Below are 16,707 nucleotides of genomic sequence, written 5' to 3' on the forward strand. Positions count from 1 at the left end.
AAGGCTTACTACACCTACCCTAACCAAGCTTCCCCGCATTCAAAACTTGCTCGACAGTTATCGTTAAGTCTGGAAAAATCCGCGATACAATCTTCTGGTCAGCAGTCAACACAGTCTCCTCGTAAAACCCTTCTTCCAGCAACAATACAGAAATTTTCGCGTCTAGTGGGTCAACAACCCAATATTCTAGAACTCCAACCGCCGCATACTCAGACCGCTTATGGCGATAGTCCCGCTTGATTGAATCTGGACTGACAACCTCTACAATCAGTAATGGTGGTGTCTCAAACACGGCTGAAACCTTGAGCAATTCTCTTGCTTGCTCTTGTGTTACCACACACAAATCAGTCAACCGAGATTTATTTCTACCTGTCCTCACCCCAGTTTCTCTGAAAGCTAACCAAGGCAAAGTCAACCTTCTAATTTCTGCTTTGAGAACAGTATCCAAAAAATCAACAATTAAGAAATGTTCAATCGTCGCGGGATTCATTAATTCCAGCTTGCCATCCACCAGTTCATAGTGAAAACCACTGCCATCATCATAAGTTAAATACTCTTCAAATGTGAGATTTGTTACTGGTGTAGTGAGCATCCCAACAGACCCTAGACGATACCATTATCGTAACTTGAGGGAGTGGGGAGTGGGGGCAAAGACAAGGGAGACAAGGGAGAAAGAACTACTAACGACTGTCAACTGTCAACTGTCAACTGACCAATGACCAAAGTAAAAGATATTGGCGAACAAGGACTACTAGAAAGATTACAAAGCTTCTGTCCACCAGATGTTATTGGCGATGATGCGGCGGTATTGGTGACAGAAGCCGGACAATCTTTGGTAGTTACCACAGATATGCTCGTTGATGGTGTGCATTTTAGCGATGCTACAACTTCCCCAGAAGATGCGGGATGGCGAGCGGCGGCGGCAAATTTGTCAGATTTGGCAGCAATGGGTGCAACTCCCTTGGGGATCACTGTTGCACTGGGGCTTCCAGGGGATTTGAGCGTTAGTTGGGTAGAGAGTTTATACCAGGGGATGACACAGTGTCTGCAACAATACCATACCCCGATTGTGGGTGGGGATATTGTGCGATCGCCTATCACCAGTTTATCCATTACTGCTTTCGGTCAAGTCCAACCCAATAGGATTATCCGCCGTTCTGCCGCTCAAGTCGGAGATGCGATCGTAGTCACAGGTGTTCATGGAGCCTCCCACGCGGGCTTAAAACTGCTGTTAGACCCCCAAATAGGTAAAGACCTCTCCATCCCAGAAAAGGCAGCTTTAATCAAGGCACACCAGCGTCCCCAGCCACGATTAGATGTCCTCCCTCATCTTCCCCTAATCCCTATCGCTGGTATGGATAGTAGCGATGGTTTAGCAGATGCGGTACTACAAATTTGTCGAGCCAGTGGGGTTGGTGCTGTGCTAGAAAGCTCCCAAATTACCTTACCAACAGCTTTTGACCATTGGCTAACACCAGAACAAGCCCTGAACTATGCTTTCTACGGTGGCGAAGACTTTGAACTAGTGCTGTGTTTGCCACCGGACGCAGCCACCACTCTAGTAAAAAAGTTGGGTCAAGGCGCAACCATCATCGGCACGATTACATCAAGTACCGATGTACTAATACATCATCAAAACACAAAAATCCCTGACCAAGTTCTCAGTCTTAGCCAGGGATTTCAACACTTTAGTCAATAGTCCAAAGTCCATAGTCAATAGTCAAAAACTGTTGACTGTTGACTAACTTAAACCCATTTCTCAGCCACTAATTCTGCCAAGTCGAGAACGCGCTGGCTATAACCCCACTCGTTGTCATACCAAGCCATAACTTTTACTAAGTCGTTGCCCATAACTAGGGTCAAGCTGGCATCAATGATGGAGGAAGCGTCTGTTCCTTGATAGTCGGAGGATACTAATTGCAGTTCGCTGTAGTCGAGAATGCCTTTAAGTGGGCCTTCAGAAGCATCCTTAAGAGCTTGGTTAACTTCTTCAGTAATAGTACGCTTCTCAACCTGAACTACGAAATCTACCATTGAGACGTTCGGGGTAGGTACGCGCAAGGCAACACCATTGAGTTTGCCTTTGAGTTCTGGAATAACTAATGCTACTGCTTTCGCCGCACCGGTGGAGGTAGGAACGATGTTGATGGCCGCAGCTCTTGCCCGGCGTACATCACGGTGAGAAGCGTCTAGTAAGCGCTGATCACCTGTGTAGCTGTGGGTGGTGGTCATTGTGCCTTTGATAATCCCGAATTTATCGTTGATTACCTTAGCAATGGGAGCTAGACAGTTAGTTGTACAGCTGGCATTACTAATAACGTTGTGTACGTTGTGATCATACTCATGATGGTTTACACCCATTACAAAAGTTCCATCCTCGTTTTTACCGGGGGCTGTGATCAGAACTTTCTTGGCTCCAGCATTAACGTGCTTTAATGCACCTTCTTTGCTAGTAAATACGCCTGTTGCTTCGATAATTAAATCAATTTCCCATTCTTTCCAGGGCAAGTTTTCTGGATTGCGATCAGATACGCATTTAATGGTTTTACCGTTAACGATGATAGAGTTGTCATCAGCCGTAATGTCAACATCCTTTAACTTCCCAAGCATGGAATCATACTTTAGGAGGTGAGCATTAGTTCTTGGATCTGATGTGTCATTAATAGCTACAAGGTCGATATTGGTATTTTGTCTTCCCAGCCAGCAACGTGCAAAGTTACGTCCGATGCGCCCGAACCCGTTGATTGCGACTCTAATCACAGTGTCTTGCCCTCTGTATTTATGCCTATAAGTTGATATCTTTGACCCCAATCATATCGCAAAGGGGGAAGGTATTTATAACCATAAAGTGTTAAATCCAAAAAAAAACACATTTTTATTCACAATCTTCTGAGTAGAGGTCGTGACTCATGATGTAGGAGCGCACATTTTCTGGGACTAAATAACGAATTGACTTACCTGAGCGATAAAGTTTACGAATTAGGCTTGACGAAACTCCCATTAAAGGGATATTCAATAAGTGCCAGTGAATAGCAATTGACTGCTCCCCTAGTTTTTGCTTCACTTGCTTGCAGATTAACTCACTTTGAGCTATATTCTCACCACCTAGCAATCGGGGTGCGATTAACCAATCACACATTTGCGCTAGTTCGTGTCCACGGTACCAACGCGGTAAGGTTTGGAAGGTATCCAAGCCTACTATCCAGTACCAGTGAGTATTTGGGAAACAAGCAGATAAGTCGATCAAGGTATTGATCGCATAGGAAACGCCTGGGCGATTTTTCTCCACACAGGAGACAGTAAACGCCGGGTGATCTTGTGTAGCTAATTGCAGCATTTCCCAGCGATGTTTAAAATAAGATGCTTTTTTATGAGGAGGATTTGATGAAGGAACCCAAATTAATTTTTCAATTGGGATTTGTTGCAAAGCTGTTTCGGCTATGAGTAAATGTCCCCAATGAATAGGGTCAAATGTACCGCCAAAAATTGCCAGATGCTGCATAGTGATATCTTGGCTGGGTGCAATTGAAAATGATTTTCATCGGCAACATCATAATTTTAATAAAATTCATGCCGTAGCTCGATGGAATATTAAAAGCAATTTCGCTAGGAATATGGTTATGTAGGCTATACCAGTAAGGAACGGAATAGTATGTATTTCACATTACAAGAATTTCTTTCCCGATGTGACAAAAATTTACTGAATAATCATAAAAACAGTATAGAAATAGCAAAAACCTCTAACCAAGGTAAAATCATTCTCAATTTTACAACTCCTATAGAAAATCATCCTTGAAAAACCTATCGGAGTAGTTACAGTAAAAATACAAATCCTGTTATGATACCCGTGTTATTTGTGATGTATGGTGTGGTGTGGTGTTAAGAGGAGTAATCTAAATGAGTAATAGTGTAGATTTTGCTGGTAGACCGTTTCATTTCATCGGAATTGGCGGGATAGGAATGTCGGCTCTGGCATACGTTTTAGCTAAACGTCACTTGCCAGTATCAGGTTCTGACCTCCGACCGAATCATATTACGCGCAAATTAGAATCTATCGGCGCACATATTTTTAGTAGACAAGAAGCTAGTAATCTTGAGTTCTTTGGGACTAAAGTTGAATCTAAGGAAGTAGAATTAAATTCACAAGAAAAGTTTCCTGGTGGCAATTCAACATTGCCCCAAGTAATTTGTTCAACCGCAATTAACTCTAATAATTTAGAATATCAAGCAGCAATAAAATTAGGATGTCCGATTTTCCATCGCTCAGATGTACTGGCTGCTCTAATTGCCGAGCATCATAGCATTGCTGTAGCAGGAACTCACGGTAAAACGACAACTAGTAGCATGATTGGGTATATGTTACTAGCAGCAGGTTTAGACCCGACAATCATTGTCGGTGGAGAAGTCAACGCCTGGGAAGGTAACGCCAGAATTGGTCAAAGTCCCTATTTGGTGGCTGAGGCAGATGAATCTGATGGTTCTTTGGTAAAACACTCTCCAGAGATTGGCATTATCACTAATATTGAATTAGACCATCCTGACCATTACGACACTTTAGAAGAAGTAGTTGCTACTTTTCAGCAATTTGCCAACGGCTGCAAAGTTCTCATTGGCAGTATCGATTGTGCGACAGTAAAAGACCGCCTAAAACCTACAATTACTTACAGCCTCCATCAAGATACAGAAGCTGACTACAGCGTTACCAATATCGACTACCGTGCTGATGGCACTACGGCTTTAGTCTGGGAAAAAGGCAAAGCTTTAGGTGTGCTGAACTTAAAATTACTAAGTCGCCATAACCTGAGTAATGCTTTAGCTGCCGTAGCTGTTGGTCGTCACCTGGGTTTAGAATTTGGCGAAATCGCTAAAGGTATCGCCAGTTTTGAAGGTGCAAGACGACGCTTCGAGTTTCGCGGCGAAGTTGATGGTATCACCTTCATTGATGATTACGCACACCACCCTAGCGAAATTCGGGCTACCTTAGCCGCAGCCCGTCTCCAAGCTAGACCAGGACAAAGAGTGGTTGCTATCTTCCAACCTCATCGCTATAGTCGTACCCTGACTTTTTTAGAAGAATTTGCCGAGTCCTTCGGTCATGCTGATTTAGTAGTCCTGACCGATATTTACAGTGCAGGCGAACCCAATTTAGGACAAATCAGTGGTGAACAGTTGGCAGAGAAAATTGCTCAACAGCATCCGCAGGTAGTTTATCAACCAACTATCTCCACAGTGTGCGAGTACTTAATCAAGACTCTGCGCCCTGGTGATTTAGCCCTATTTCTGGGTGCAGGAAATCTCAATCAAGCAATTCCAGAAATTATTACCACACTTTGCACACCTGCAACAGCCACGTTGTAAGGATACTCACAAGTGTCTGTTTAGTAACAGTTTTATCAAAAAAGCCGTATAAATACGGCAGATAAATGTAAAAATTTCACAAATAATTGACGTAAGATGAAAATTTCCCAGGCAGTTGGAAACGCCTGCACAGTTGATGCTTCCAATGTAGAGACACAGGATAGCGATCGCGCAACAAATAGTAAAATTATTTACTTACCCGGTACTAATTGCGAGATTAAATCCCAAGCTTTGTTATCTGCATATACTTCCTATCGGGTTGGGGGAGCGGCTGAACTATATGTCGCCCCTCGTGATGTAGAAGGGTTGCAAGCCAGCCTCCAGTATGCAAAAGAACATGATTTAAGAGTAACAACTTTAGGTGCTGGTTCTAATTTGTTAGTGAGCGATCGCGGTATCTCTGGTTTAGTCATTGCTACCAGACATCTGCGTTACAGCCACTTTGACCACCAAACTGGTCGGATAACCGTAGCTGCTGGAGAATCAATTCCCAGCCTCGCATGGGAAGCGGCAAAACACGGTTGGCAAGGCTTAGAGTGGGCTGTAGGTATTCCTGGTAGCGTTGGTGGTGCGGTAGTTATGAACGCCGGAGCGCATAATAGCTGCATCGCAGATATATTAGTGAGCGCTCAGGTACTTTCACCAGACGGCACAATAGAGACACTGACACCAGAAGAATTAGGCTATACATATCGTACTTCGTTATTACAAGGTAGCGATCGTGTAGTTACCCAGGCGACCCTCCAATTGCAACCAGGCTTTGACCCCGCCTTTGTCACAGCCACAACCAGACAACATAAACAGCATCGGTTAAGCACCCAACCTTACAACTTCCCCAGTTGTGGTAGTGTGTTCCGCAACCCCAAACCTTATGCGGCTGGTTGGTTAATTGAACAATCTGGCTTAAAAGGCTACCAAATCGGCGGCGCACAAGTAGCTAATCTCCATGCCAATTTTATTGTCAATCGTGGAGGAGCCAAAGCCAATGACATCTTCAGCCTCATTCGCCATATTCAGCAAGAAGTCCAAGAACGCTGGTCAATCTTGCTAGAACCAGAAGTCAAAATGCTGGGCGAATTTCAGGCGGCTTAGGATGTTAGGTACTCAATCAGTGAACAGCCCATGTTAGCTGTTCACTGCTAACTGATAACTAATAACTGATACATCTATTCCCTAAGATTTTGGTAAAAAAATAAGCAAATTGCCTACCGCATCTATAATTGAATTTGATTTGTTATTGAACGCACACGCGGACTATTAATTATGACAGGAAAAGGATTTGGTGGCTTTGGCCTGGGAAAAATGAAAGAACTGGCCGATGCTTTCAAGAAAGCGCAGCAAGTTCAAGAAGGCGCAAAGCGACTCCAAGAAGAATTGGAGCAAATGGAAATTCAGGGAGAATCTGGTGGTGGTCTAGTCAAAGTAATCGTCAGTGGCAACCAGGAACCAAAGCGGGTAGAAATTTCCCCAGATGCTTTAGCACAAGGGGCAGATTTACTTTCCGATTTGGTAACGGCTGCAATGAAAGATGCTTACAACAAGTCTACAGCCACAATGCGGGAGCGCATGGAAGATTTAACCAGTGGCTTAGAATTACCTGGATTTTAGATATTTAGTCATTAGTCATTAGTCATTAGTCATTAGTCCACAGCTTTGTAGACTAAGAGTTGCGACTATTGACTTTTGACATTTTTAGGGTAAATTTTTACACTATTTTTTGTATAGAAACTTAATTAAAGATTTTGTTTTAATTAGGAATTACGAATTATTACTTATGCCTTACAAACTATTATTTGTCTGTCTGGGAAATATTTGTCGCTCACCCTCGGCAGAAAATATTATGAATCATCAAATTGAGCAAGCAGGTTTGAGCGACAAAATTGTTTGTGACTCTGCTGGTACTTCTAGCTATCACATCGGTAGCTCTCCTGATCGACGAATGAGTGCAGCCGCAGTGGCGAAGTTAGGAATTACATTGCGTGGTCGGGCTAGGCAATTTATTAAGTCTGATTTTCAAGACTTTGATCTGATCCTCGCAATGGATCGAGATAATTATGATGATATTATCGCACTTGATCCAACAGGGCAATATCACCATAAGGTGCGTTTGATGTGTGAGTTTTGCTCACGCCACGAATTAAAGGAAGTTCCAGATCCCTATTATGGTGGAACGGAAGGATTTAATCAGGTAATTGATTTGCTGGTTGATGCTTGTGAGGGTTTGCTGCAATACGTCACCAGTCAAGAATTAGAAACTTGATTTATTTGATATTTAAAAAAGCAAATTTGCCATTAACACCGTTTGCATCCATCTTCAATTGGGCTACGTAAAACTCTTTTTGAATTACCTCACCTACTGGCGTAAAAGCTATTTCACCTAGAGGAGTTTGATAGGTTAATTTAAGTAGTTCTTGATTTAATTCTTTACGCAACTCAGGTAAGGTTAAATCATTAATCTGCCTTTTTTTGTTTAAAGATTGTAGTGCTTCTACATATACTTGTAAAGCAGCGAAAGATTGGGCGCTGACTTGGGATGGTTCTTTACGGTACTGCTCGATGTAGGCTTTGCGAAATGCTGTGTTAATTTCATTTTTGTATTCTGGACTATAAGCTTGGGCAATAATTACGCCATCACATAGCTTTCCACATACTGAAAATATATGTGATGTATTGAATCCATTGCCACCGATAATTGTGCCTTTATAGCCAAGTTCTCGTAATTGTTTGACTAAATTACCCCCATCAACAGCCAGCCCAGAAATAATCGCTAAATCTGGTTTTAAATTAATTGCGCTACTAGCTTGAGTTTGGAAATCGGTATCTGTAGTTTGAAATTTTTGGACTGTAATTAAATCTAACCCTAAATCTTTAACTGTCTTCTGAAATATTTCTGTTTCTGACTTATTAAACGCATCATTTTGTGCGTAAAATACCGCTACTCTTTTGATATTAGGGTTTTGTTTGAGTGCTGCTTTCACTGCATAAGGGGCGACGACAGCAACCGAAGAAGAAATACGGGCAACATAATCACCAATTTCGGGAATACCTTTAGCTGTATTTGATGCACCAATGACTGGAACTTGATTACGTTCTGCTATGGGGTCAGCGCTAAATGCTTGTTGTGATAGGGTAGGACCAATAATGCCTACAACGTTATTTTGATTAATTAATGTTTGGAAGGCATTAATCGCGCCGACTTCATCACCACCAGTATCTTGAAATATTAATTTAATTTGTTTACCGTTAATACCACCTTTATTATTAAAATACTTTTCAGCAATTTTTACTCCGTCAGTTCCCTCTTGACCAAGTAAAGCTACGTTACTTGTTTGGGCAAAGGCGATACCAATAGGAATAGTGTTAGCTTGAGTTGTTTTAGATGTGGGATTATTTGCTGACTGTACATTAGTACTATTACTTCTACCACAAGCTGTTAATAGTACAGAGCAAATAACTAATAATGGTATGTAATGAGAGATACTAACGCGGGACTTAAGGGCGATCGCATTTTTCATAGCAATTCAATTTGATTACTCTACTAAACCGTGGGTCATAGCAAAGCGTACCAGTTCAGCTCGATTACTGGTAGCAGTTTTTCTCAATAAACTACTAACGTACTTTTCCACGGTTCTGGAACTTAGGTGTAATTGATTGCCAATTTCAATATTAGATAAACCGTGAGTTAGCATCTCTAATACTTCCTGTTCTCTTACAGTCAAAGACGAGAGTAATTGCGATTTGTCTACATGGGTAAATACAGAGTGATGATTCTCGACAGTTTTTGTGGGGAGGGCATTGGCTGAACTGTCTTTATGAGAAAATCTGTATTCAGATTGGATGATTTGCGATCGCTCTAATAAATTCCGAATTGCTGCTGCTAACTCCTCTAACTCAAAAGGTTTAGGTAAATATAAATCACATCCCGACTGATAACCGAGAATCCTTTCCTGAGTTCTGGTACGTGCTGTTAATAAAATTACAGGTAGTAAACGGAATGGGGGTTGTTGACGTACCTGACGTACCAACTCATAACCATTCATTCTCGGCATCACAATGTCGGTAACAATCAAATCAGGATGGTATGTTTCTACCATCGCTAAAGCTTCTTGACCGTCATTAGCCGTAATTACTGAGTAGCCAGACAGTTCTAAATAGTCACTAATAGACAGACGAGTGCCCAGATCGTCATCCACCACAAGGATCGTCAAGGGCATGGAACGTACACCCCTAGCATTATTTTTTACTGAGATTATCTCTACAAGCTCCATCTATGAACACCCACAACATAGTGTTCTCATGTTTCATACTATGACAGGATTAACAGCTAATGAATACTATAAGAGTAATTTATAAAGAAAATATTAAATCAATATTCAGGATAACGAATTTAAGTGCTGCTTTCATCCCTCGCCAAGCAAAACTACAGACTAATATGGATAAATCAATCTTCGTAGCCATAGTATAAATTATAACTTATTTTTATAGCATTCATAATTTAAGGGAAATTTTTGTTGGCAAGGGAGAAACGCTAAATTATGTAGATATTACTCAGACTTAGTTCAACATTTATTATATTGGTTTAATATGCCCTGGCGAATCCACCATAAAATCCTATTTAATTTCTGAAAACTCTTAGTCGTTGTTGAGTGTCAACTACCAAGAGAAACAGTTATAACTCATTTAGGTTGACTATGGCTGATTCACCAAAATTATTTTTGCAGTAAGTTTAATTTTAAAAGCGGTCTGATTTTCAATGAGCGATAAGAGCGAAAGTTACAAAGTTATTAGCGATAACCGACAAGCCCGTTACTTGTACGAAATTCTGGAAACGTATGAGGCTGGTATTCAGTTGACGGGAACAGAAGTTAAATCAATTCGTGCAGGGAAAGTAAATCTACAAGATGGCTATGCTATATTGCGGGATGGTGAACTATGGCTAATTAACGTTCATATCTCTCCCTATAACGCTAGTGGGCAGTATTTTAATCACGAACCACGCCGGACACGCAAGCTACTATTACACCGTCAGGAAATTCGTAAGCTGATAGGCAAAGTAGAACAGCAGGGTTTGACATTAGTACCTTTGAAAATGTACCTCAAACGCGGCTGGGTGAAAATTAGTATTGCTCTTGGTAAAGGTAAGAAGCTCCACGATAAGCGAGACGACCTCAAACGCCGCCAGGATCAGCGCGACATGCAAAGAGCCATGAAAAATTACTAGTTTTTCTTGTGGCTTGATTACTACAGTAGAGTTAGATGGCGATCGCAATTAGCGAAAGATTGTATATCTTCAGGTGAATTAACAAAACCCCCACTTTATAGCCCCAGGTTGATTCGACTTAATTGCAGACCCGATACATTGGTGAGTAACTTTGGAAGCAACAAGGAACTCTCACCATGAAAAACGCTTTAACCAAGACACTTGGCGCTGCTGTACTGAGTTTAGGTATGGCCTTACCTTTAAGTTTACCTGCAAACGCGCAAACAAGCACATCCCCTAGCACAGATGGCGGTACAACCGGTACAACCACAACCACAACCTATGACCGCACTGCAAATAACGATGGTTTTGACTGGGGTTGGTTAGGTCTACTCGGTTTACTAGGTTTAGCTGGTTTAGCTGGTAAAAAACGTGATGATGAACCCACCCGTTACCGCGATCCTAGTGCGCCTGGTGCTAGTACCTACCGTGAGTAGATAGTTAGAACATACAAGATAGTTGACAAAGTTTGCCGTACATATAGGCACGGCGGTAGATAAGTACCGCGTTGACACTGATAAATCATGCCGTGCCTCATTATTTCGATTCAAAATTAAGAGATTTAAGCTCAACCTCAGATTTTCGGGAATTTCATGTTGCTCTACTTCTCTTAATTACGAATTGTTATCTGTAATTTGCTCGTTCTGTGTCAAATAACTTTCTTGATTGTTATCAACTAAAGGTGTCCAGTAACTAGCAATTAAAGCAACCACTAGCCACCAGAGGGTATTAACTTCAGGACGAAACCAAATGGTGTCTACTGTACCGTGAGCCAGCATTCCTAACAAAGCGGCTAATGCACCGATTAACCAAAAGCCCTGGATATTGGCTGATTGACGTAATCGGTTTAACTGCACAAGCGCTGTGTTGACGGTGACTATAATTAACCAAAGAAAACAGGCTATACCAATAAAACCCATCTCTACAGTTACTTCCAGGAAAATGGAATAGGCACTCAAAGCAGTATAACGAGGGCGCTGATAAAGAGGGTAGATTTTATTAAAAGAATTGTGACCAGGGCCGATACCAATAATGGGGCGATCGCGGATCATCTCAAATACAGCATCCCACACATTGCGACGGAAATTATTACTACTATCGGCGCGATCGGCAAAGATACTTAAAACCCGTAAGCGAACTGGCTCAACAAATATGAAGGCTAACACCAATACCCCAAGTAAACTTCCCAAAAGTATGGGTATTGACCAAATTCGCCAAAAAGTCGGCATTCGCAAACCCCACCAATAAATTAGCAACACAGTTGCCGTTAAAATTGCTACTACTAGTGCAATCCAACCACCACGGCTATAAGTAAAAATCAGGCAAGCAGCGTTAATACCTAGCATTGTCAATGCCAAAGCTTTTTTCATCCAGCCTTGCCAAACAAAAATTGCCATGAGGCTAAAAACTACCGCAGGTAACAGATACCCAGCTAATAAATTCGGGTTGCCTAAATAACTGTAAACCCTGGTTGTTTTAGAAAGTGTAGACTCAGGATCTACCCAAGTAGCTAGAGGTGGCGCACCAAAACGCCATTGTCGCATCCCATAGAAACTGACAACAAGCGAAGTGCCTAAGTATATATTAATAATCCACGATCGCAGGCGAGGCGATCTTAGCACCCTAGCACAAAGGGCAAATAGCAGTAAGTATAGCGTCAAAGTGAACAAGTCATTTAACGCTGCTTTTTTTACTGGTGATAATGCCGTTGCTGTAGCCGCAACTCCCCAATAGAGCAACACTAACAGGTGTATGGGAGTGACTAGGGTATTATTGCCAGTAGCAGGTTCATCGGATAAAGTTAACAGTAACCAAAATGCTATACAAGCTATAAGCAAGACCCCGATCAAGGTACTAGAGACAAAAGGGGCTAGGAGATATACCAAGCTGAGTAACACAGCTGCTATGGCATCTCCCCACCGCAGCAAGAAGCTGGTTTGTCTCCAAGAGGATAACAGTCCCACCAGAGAACGGTATAGGTAACTTGTACCGAGAAACTGTTTGACGGGTACAGAGGATAAAGTAAATCGTTGCCAGACTAAATTCATAAAACAAGCTGCACTTGATGCAAGTTCTTAGGGAACCTGGACTTAATCTTAATGCGGCTCATTATAACTAACAACAATGTCATGTCCGCTTGAGGACTTATCATATCTGTGAAGGGCGGTAATGGGTAATGGGGAAGAAATATAATTTAGCGTAAGTTCTGGTTAAGTTTTACCGCTACCTATGAGGTACAACAAAGCCATGCGTACAGCTACGCCACTCGTTACTTGAGATTGAATTAAACTAAATTCTGGATCATCCATCAAATCGGAACTAATTTCTACACCACGGTTAACTGGGCCAGGATGTAAAACTTTCACATGTGGCTGAGATAGTTCTAGTTTGCTGCGGGTGATGCCGAATAATTGATGGTACTCGCGTAAGCTGGGCAGTAAATGGGCAGTCATCCGCTCTTTTTGCAGACGTAGCGTCATGACAAAATCAGCATCTTGTAAAGCTGGTTCTAATTGCCAATGAATAAATAATTTACCGGGTGGTACTGTTTCTTGCTCAAAAATATAGTCGGCAAATAACTTGGGTAATAAAGTAGGTGGTGCAGCTAGATGTACTTGAGCGCCGCTTGCAACTAAACTCCAAATATTCGACCTTGCTACGCGCGAATGAAGGATATCACCAACGATCGCAATTTTTTTCCCCTGTAAAAGTTCTAGCCGAGGATTAGCAGGGTCAATTAAACTACATATAGTAAATAAATCTAGCAATCCTTGGGATGGGTGTTCATGTTGACCATCACCTGCATTGAGGACGCTAACACGGACACCTAAACGATCCATTTCTTGTGCGATCGCATTTGGTACTCCTGCTTCCTTATGGCGGATCACCATAATATCAGTACCCATCGCTAAATATGTCTTGGCTGTATCTAAAATTGTCTCTCCCTTAGTCATGGAAGAAGTAGATGCAGCAAAGTTCAGAGTATCCGCGCTTAGGCGTTTAGCAGCAAGTTCAAAACTGCTACGAGTGCGGGTAGATGGTTCAAAAAATAGATTCGCCACTACCTGTCCTTGCAAAGCTGGTACTTTCTTCGTGCGTCGTGATAACACTTCTTGAAAACTAGCCGCAGTTTGTAAGACGGTATCGTATTCAGCCGCAGTGAAGTCAGCTAAAGAAAGGACGTGATGGCGATTCCAATTCGAGGTAGGCATAAATCAATTGACAGTTGACAGTTGACAGTTGACAGTTGACAGGTTATTTCCACGGTTCACTGTCCACTGACAATTGTCAATTGTCCACTGTTCACTGTTCACTGTCCATTGTCAATTGTCCATTTTCAATTGTCCATTGTCCCCATCAAGTTGTGAAATGAAAGACATTCAAGGCTGTGGAAATTAGGGTGAGGAAGGTTAAGAAGCCGATGGTGTCTAGCAATGTGGTGACTAGGGGGCCGCTAACTAGGGCGGGGTCTAGTTTCAGGCGTTTTAATGCCATTGGTAATAAAGTACCAAGGGTAACAGCTACCATTGTGTTAGTTGCCATGACTCCTCCGGCGACTACAGCCACCCAACGGTCTTGAGGTTTTGCCCAAATTAGGGACAATGCAAACATTGTTATACCTAAAACTACCGCCGTGCCTAAACCTGCAATAAGTTCTTTTCGCAGGATTTTCATGGTGTCTTTGGGTGTGACTTCACCTATGCCTAAGCCACGAATGGTAACTGTTAATGCTTGAATGCCAACTGTACCGCCTGTATTGGAAAATATGGGCATGATTACGGCTAGTAATGGTACGGCAGAAATGATTGGCTGAAAGGGAGCGATCGCACTGGCTGCGCCAATATACAATGCCATAATCCCTAATAACCAGGGTAAGCGGTTACGGATGGTGAGTAGTGGCGGAGATAAGGCGGCTTCATCACCGCCTACACCTGCTAATTTTTGAATATCTTCTGTAGCTTCTTCTTCTAAAATATCAACTACGTCATCAATGGTAATGATACCGACTAATCGCTCTTCCCTATCAACTACAGGGATGGCGATTAAGTCGTAGCGTTTCATGACTTGCGCTACTTCTTCTTGGGGTGTATCGGTTTTGACTTTAACTACGCGATCGCTAGATATATCACGAATCCGCACTTCGGGAAAGGTGAATAATAGTTGCCGCAAGGAAACCACTCGCACTAGTTTGCGGTTGTCGTCGGTAACGTAGGCGTAGTAAATCGTTTCTTTATCTTCGTCTTGGCGGCGAATTTTGCTCAGGGCTTCTCCTACTGTCAAGCCTTCGCGCAACCGGACGTATTCTGTAGTCATCACCCGCCCGGCTGTACCTTCGGGATAGCCGAGAATGGTGGCGGTAGCTTGTCTTTGTTCTGGACTTAGTTCCTTTAATAAGCGCTTAATTACCCCAGCCGGCAGTTCATCGAATAGTTCTGCCCGTTCATCAGGACTCATATCCTCTACAAGTTGGACTACTTGCGCGTCATGTAGGGAGTTAATTAATTCTTCTTGAATTTCTGTTGGTAAATACTCAAATACATCAATTGCTTGATCTTTGTTAAGTAGCCGAAAAGCGATCGCTCTTTGCTTTTCTGGCAACTCAGCAATATAGTCTCCTACATCTACGGGTTGTAACTGATTTAGGTCGCATTTAAGCTGGTTTAAGTCAGCAACATCTAACGCATTGCGAACATCCTGTGTGAGCATGATTCTACTTACCTCCTATTGTCTCCCCCGCGCTGGGAGACTAGCTCGCCAAGCTCAGAGGAGGATAATACTGCCGTCTTGTGGACTTTTGTCCATAAAAATTTCAAAAATTGAACTCGATAGTAAATTAGGGCATTACTTAAGCCTTCATCCTAACTCGGAATTTGACTTTCCGATAGTTAGCTTGTGAAATTGTGCAAAATCTTGGAAGTTCCACACAATATTTAGCCAATTATTACCCTAAAGCTTGCTAGTTATTGTAAATTTTACTACTGTTACAATTTGTGTCAAGTCGTTCCCAAGATTTACTTTCAAACTTCATAAAAACCAAACATTTATCACTTAAGTAATAAGCATTTTTTCGCAAGGCTGAGAACTTTCAAAGCCATACTTCAGTAACTATACTGAACCCGGTTCTAGTAATTTCTGTAAACGTTAGAATCACTGAAATATGAATTTAATATCAAGCTAAATTATAGATTTAAGGATTGCAGTACATACACTGAGCCGGATCAGCAAATTCTTGACCATTAGGAAACAGCTTGTCTTGCCTAAAACCGCACTTTTTACATTGGTAAATTACTCTGAGCGTGAGGTTAGTAGGCGTTTGACACAGTTCACATGGTAAGCCTGGGATTCTTTCTGTAATTTCAAATCCAGGTGTATTACATTGCGGGCAACAACTACTGATTTTCTTGAGTAAACTATGGGTTGCTTTTGCAATATTTTTCATGCGGGTGGGGTTGTACATTGCCCGCATATCTGTCTCAATATTTACCTTACCATCGGCTGAGTTATGCAAGGCAAAAGTAACAGCCTCTATTAAATCTATCTCTTTAAGAATACCTTTAATTATCTCATTACATCTTTTTTCTGGGCTTTCAAACCAAACAACTAACCCATGTTCAGGAAAACCACTTTTTTGAGCAAAAACAAATGCTTCATCGAGATTTTTTATAACTTGGTGGTTAAAATTAGTATCTGTTGAAAATTCTTCACCAATAATTTCTAGGTTATGAATTTTATCTATGAGAATTACGATTTCTCGATTAGAAGAAATATAAGGAACTAATGGATGAGGGGCGAAACTACCTTCACTGGCGATCGCTAAACTTTCGCCTGTTAATTCTAAAGCTTTCTCGGCTTTTATTCTTGCTGCTTCTATTTGCGTACCTGGGCGTTTAACTTCTCTGGTAAACGTGCCGAAAATATCTGTATTAAAATTTTGCGGTACTAAAGTTTTTACACCTAATGTCTGTTCTAATAGGGGAGCAATTACTTTTTCTTTTTGGTGCATTGTCGCCAATACAGCTAGGCGATCGCTAAATAATTGCTGATAATTCATCCTCTGTTTATCCCTGTTAGTTATAGATACATTCTCA

The 16,707-nt window shown here is 41.8% G+C and carries 16 protein-coding genes; 7 read left to right on the forward strand and 9 right to left on the reverse strand.

The genetic code is table 11. The annotated features are described in order from the left end of the window. Nucleotides 1-19: 19 nt before the first annotated feature. On the reverse strand, nucleotides 20-592 hold the full coding sequence (locus NSMS1_RS03335; protein WP_224090984.1) for a Uma2 family endonuclease: 573 nt from the start codon (nucleotides 590-592) through the stop codon (nucleotides 20-22). A 123-nt stretch (nucleotides 593-715) separates the two neighbouring features. Between NSMS1_RS03335 and thiL the strand changes: the two genes are divergently transcribed. Further along, complete coding sequence (thiL, locus tag NSMS1_RS03340; protein ID WP_224090990.1) at nucleotides 716-1,699, forward strand: thiamine-phosphate kinase; 984 nt, start codon at nucleotides 716-718, stop codon at nucleotides 1,697-1,699. A gap of 47 nt (nucleotides 1,700-1,746) precedes the next feature. Here the strand turns inward: thiL and NSMS1_RS03345 are convergent, their stop codons facing one another. Together NSMS1_RS03345 and nadD are read right to left on the reverse strand one after the other, a co-directional pair. Beyond that, entirely contained in the window at nucleotides 1,747-2,760 is a 1,014-nt protein-coding gene (locus NSMS1_RS03345; RefSeq protein WP_224090998.1) for a type I glyceraldehyde-3-phosphate dehydrogenase, read from the reverse strand. A gap of 115 nt (nucleotides 2,761-2,875) precedes the next feature. After that, nucleotides 2,876-3,502 (reverse strand): nicotinate (nicotinamide) nucleotide adenylyltransferase, encoded by a 627-nt coding sequence (nadD, locus tag NSMS1_RS03350; protein WP_224091000.1) that lies wholly within the window; start codon nucleotides 3,500-3,502, stop codon nucleotides 2,876-2,878. A 395-nt stretch (nucleotides 3,503-3,897) separates the two neighbouring features. Here nadD and murC point away from each other — a divergent pair, with 395 nt between their 5' ends. The 4 genes from murC to NSMS1_RS03370 all read left to right on the forward strand — a co-directional run bounded on the left by murC (nucleotide 3,898) and on the right by NSMS1_RS03370 (nucleotide 7,618). After that, nucleotides 3,898-5,358, forward strand: a complete 1,461-nt coding sequence (gene murC, locus NSMS1_RS03355; protein WP_224091004.1) for a UDP-N-acetylmuramate--L-alanine ligase — start codon at nucleotides 3,898-3,900, stop codon at nucleotides 5,356-5,358. Nucleotides 5,359-5,454: 96 nt separating this feature from the next. Further along, nucleotides 5,455-6,450 carry a UDP-N-acetylmuramate dehydrogenase gene (gene murB, locus NSMS1_RS03360; protein WP_224091010.1) on the forward strand — a complete coding sequence of 332 codons (996 nt, stop codon included), beginning with the start codon at nucleotides 5,455-5,457 and terminating at the stop codon, nucleotides 6,448-6,450. A gap of 171 nt (nucleotides 6,451-6,621) precedes the next feature. Further along, entirely contained in the window at nucleotides 6,622-6,966 is a 345-nt protein-coding gene (locus NSMS1_RS03365; RefSeq protein WP_224091013.1) for a YbaB/EbfC family nucleoid-associated protein, read from the forward strand. 166 nt (nucleotides 6,967-7,132) lie between these two features. Continuing rightward, nucleotides 7,133-7,618 carry a low molecular weight protein-tyrosine-phosphatase gene (locus tag NSMS1_RS03370; RefSeq protein WP_224091015.1) on the forward strand — a complete coding sequence of 162 codons (486 nt, stop codon included), beginning with the start codon at nucleotides 7,133-7,135 and terminating at the stop codon, nucleotides 7,616-7,618. A 1-nt stretch (nucleotide 7,619) separates the two neighbouring features. Here the strand turns inward: NSMS1_RS03370 and NSMS1_RS03375 are convergent, their stop codons facing one another. Further along, nucleotides 7,620-8,873 (reverse strand): ABC transporter substrate-binding protein, encoded by a 1,254-nt coding sequence (locus NSMS1_RS03375; protein WP_224091018.1) that lies wholly within the window; start codon nucleotides 8,871-8,873, stop codon nucleotides 7,620-7,622. Nucleotides 8,874-8,888: 15 nt separating this feature from the next. Continuing rightward, nucleotides 8,889-9,572, reverse strand: coding sequence for a response regulator transcription factor (locus NSMS1_RS03380; RefSeq protein ID WP_224091021.1), 684 nt, complete (start codon nucleotides 9,570-9,572; stop codon nucleotides 8,889-8,891). Between the two features lie 539 nt (nucleotides 9,573-10,111). Here NSMS1_RS03380 and smpB point away from each other — a divergent pair. After that, nucleotides 10,112-10,579, forward strand: a complete 468-nt coding sequence (gene smpB / locus NSMS1_RS03385) for an SsrA-binding protein SmpB (protein WP_224091024.1) — start codon at nucleotides 10,112-10,114, stop codon at nucleotides 10,577-10,579. A gap of 176 nt (nucleotides 10,580-10,755) precedes the next feature. Further along, entirely contained in the window at nucleotides 10,756-11,055 is a 300-nt protein-coding gene (locus NSMS1_RS03390) for a WGxxGxxG family protein (RefSeq protein ID WP_224091026.1), read from the forward strand. Nucleotides 11,056-11,232: 177 nt separating this feature from the next. On the opposite strand, the gene NSMS1_RS03395 is transcribed toward NSMS1_RS03390, so the two are convergent. The 4 genes from NSMS1_RS03395 to NSMS1_RS03410 all read right to left on the reverse strand — a co-directional run bounded on the left by NSMS1_RS03395 (nucleotide 11,233) and on the right by NSMS1_RS03410 (nucleotide 16,670). Then, nucleotides 11,233-12,666, reverse strand: coding sequence for an IctB family putative bicarbonate transporter (locus NSMS1_RS03395; RefSeq protein ID WP_224091027.1), 1,434 nt, complete (start codon nucleotides 12,664-12,666; stop codon nucleotides 11,233-11,235). A gap of 162 nt (nucleotides 12,667-12,828) precedes the next feature. Next, the gene (locus tag NSMS1_RS03400; RefSeq protein ID WP_224091028.1) at nucleotides 12,829-13,830 is read right to left on the reverse strand and encodes an aspartate carbamoyltransferase catalytic subunit; all 1,002 of its coding nucleotides are present in this window, start codon (nucleotides 13,828-13,830) and stop codon (nucleotides 12,829-12,831) included. A 145-nt stretch (nucleotides 13,831-13,975) separates the two neighbouring features. Then, entirely contained in the window at nucleotides 13,976-15,325 is a 1,350-nt protein-coding gene (gene mgtE / locus NSMS1_RS03405) for a magnesium transporter (protein ID WP_224091029.1), read from the reverse strand. Between the two features lie 481 nt (nucleotides 15,326-15,806). Next, nucleotides 15,807-16,670, reverse strand: coding sequence for a DUF6671 family protein (locus NSMS1_RS03410; protein ID WP_224091032.1), 864 nt, complete (start codon nucleotides 16,668-16,670; stop codon nucleotides 15,807-15,809). Nucleotides 16,671-16,707 lie beyond the last annotated feature (37 nt).

It is taken from the genome of Nostoc sp. MS1, from assembly GCF_019976755.1.
In the GTDB taxonomy this organism is placed as follows: domain Bacteria; phylum Cyanobacteriota; class Cyanobacteriia; order Cyanobacteriales; family Nostocaceae; genus Trichormus.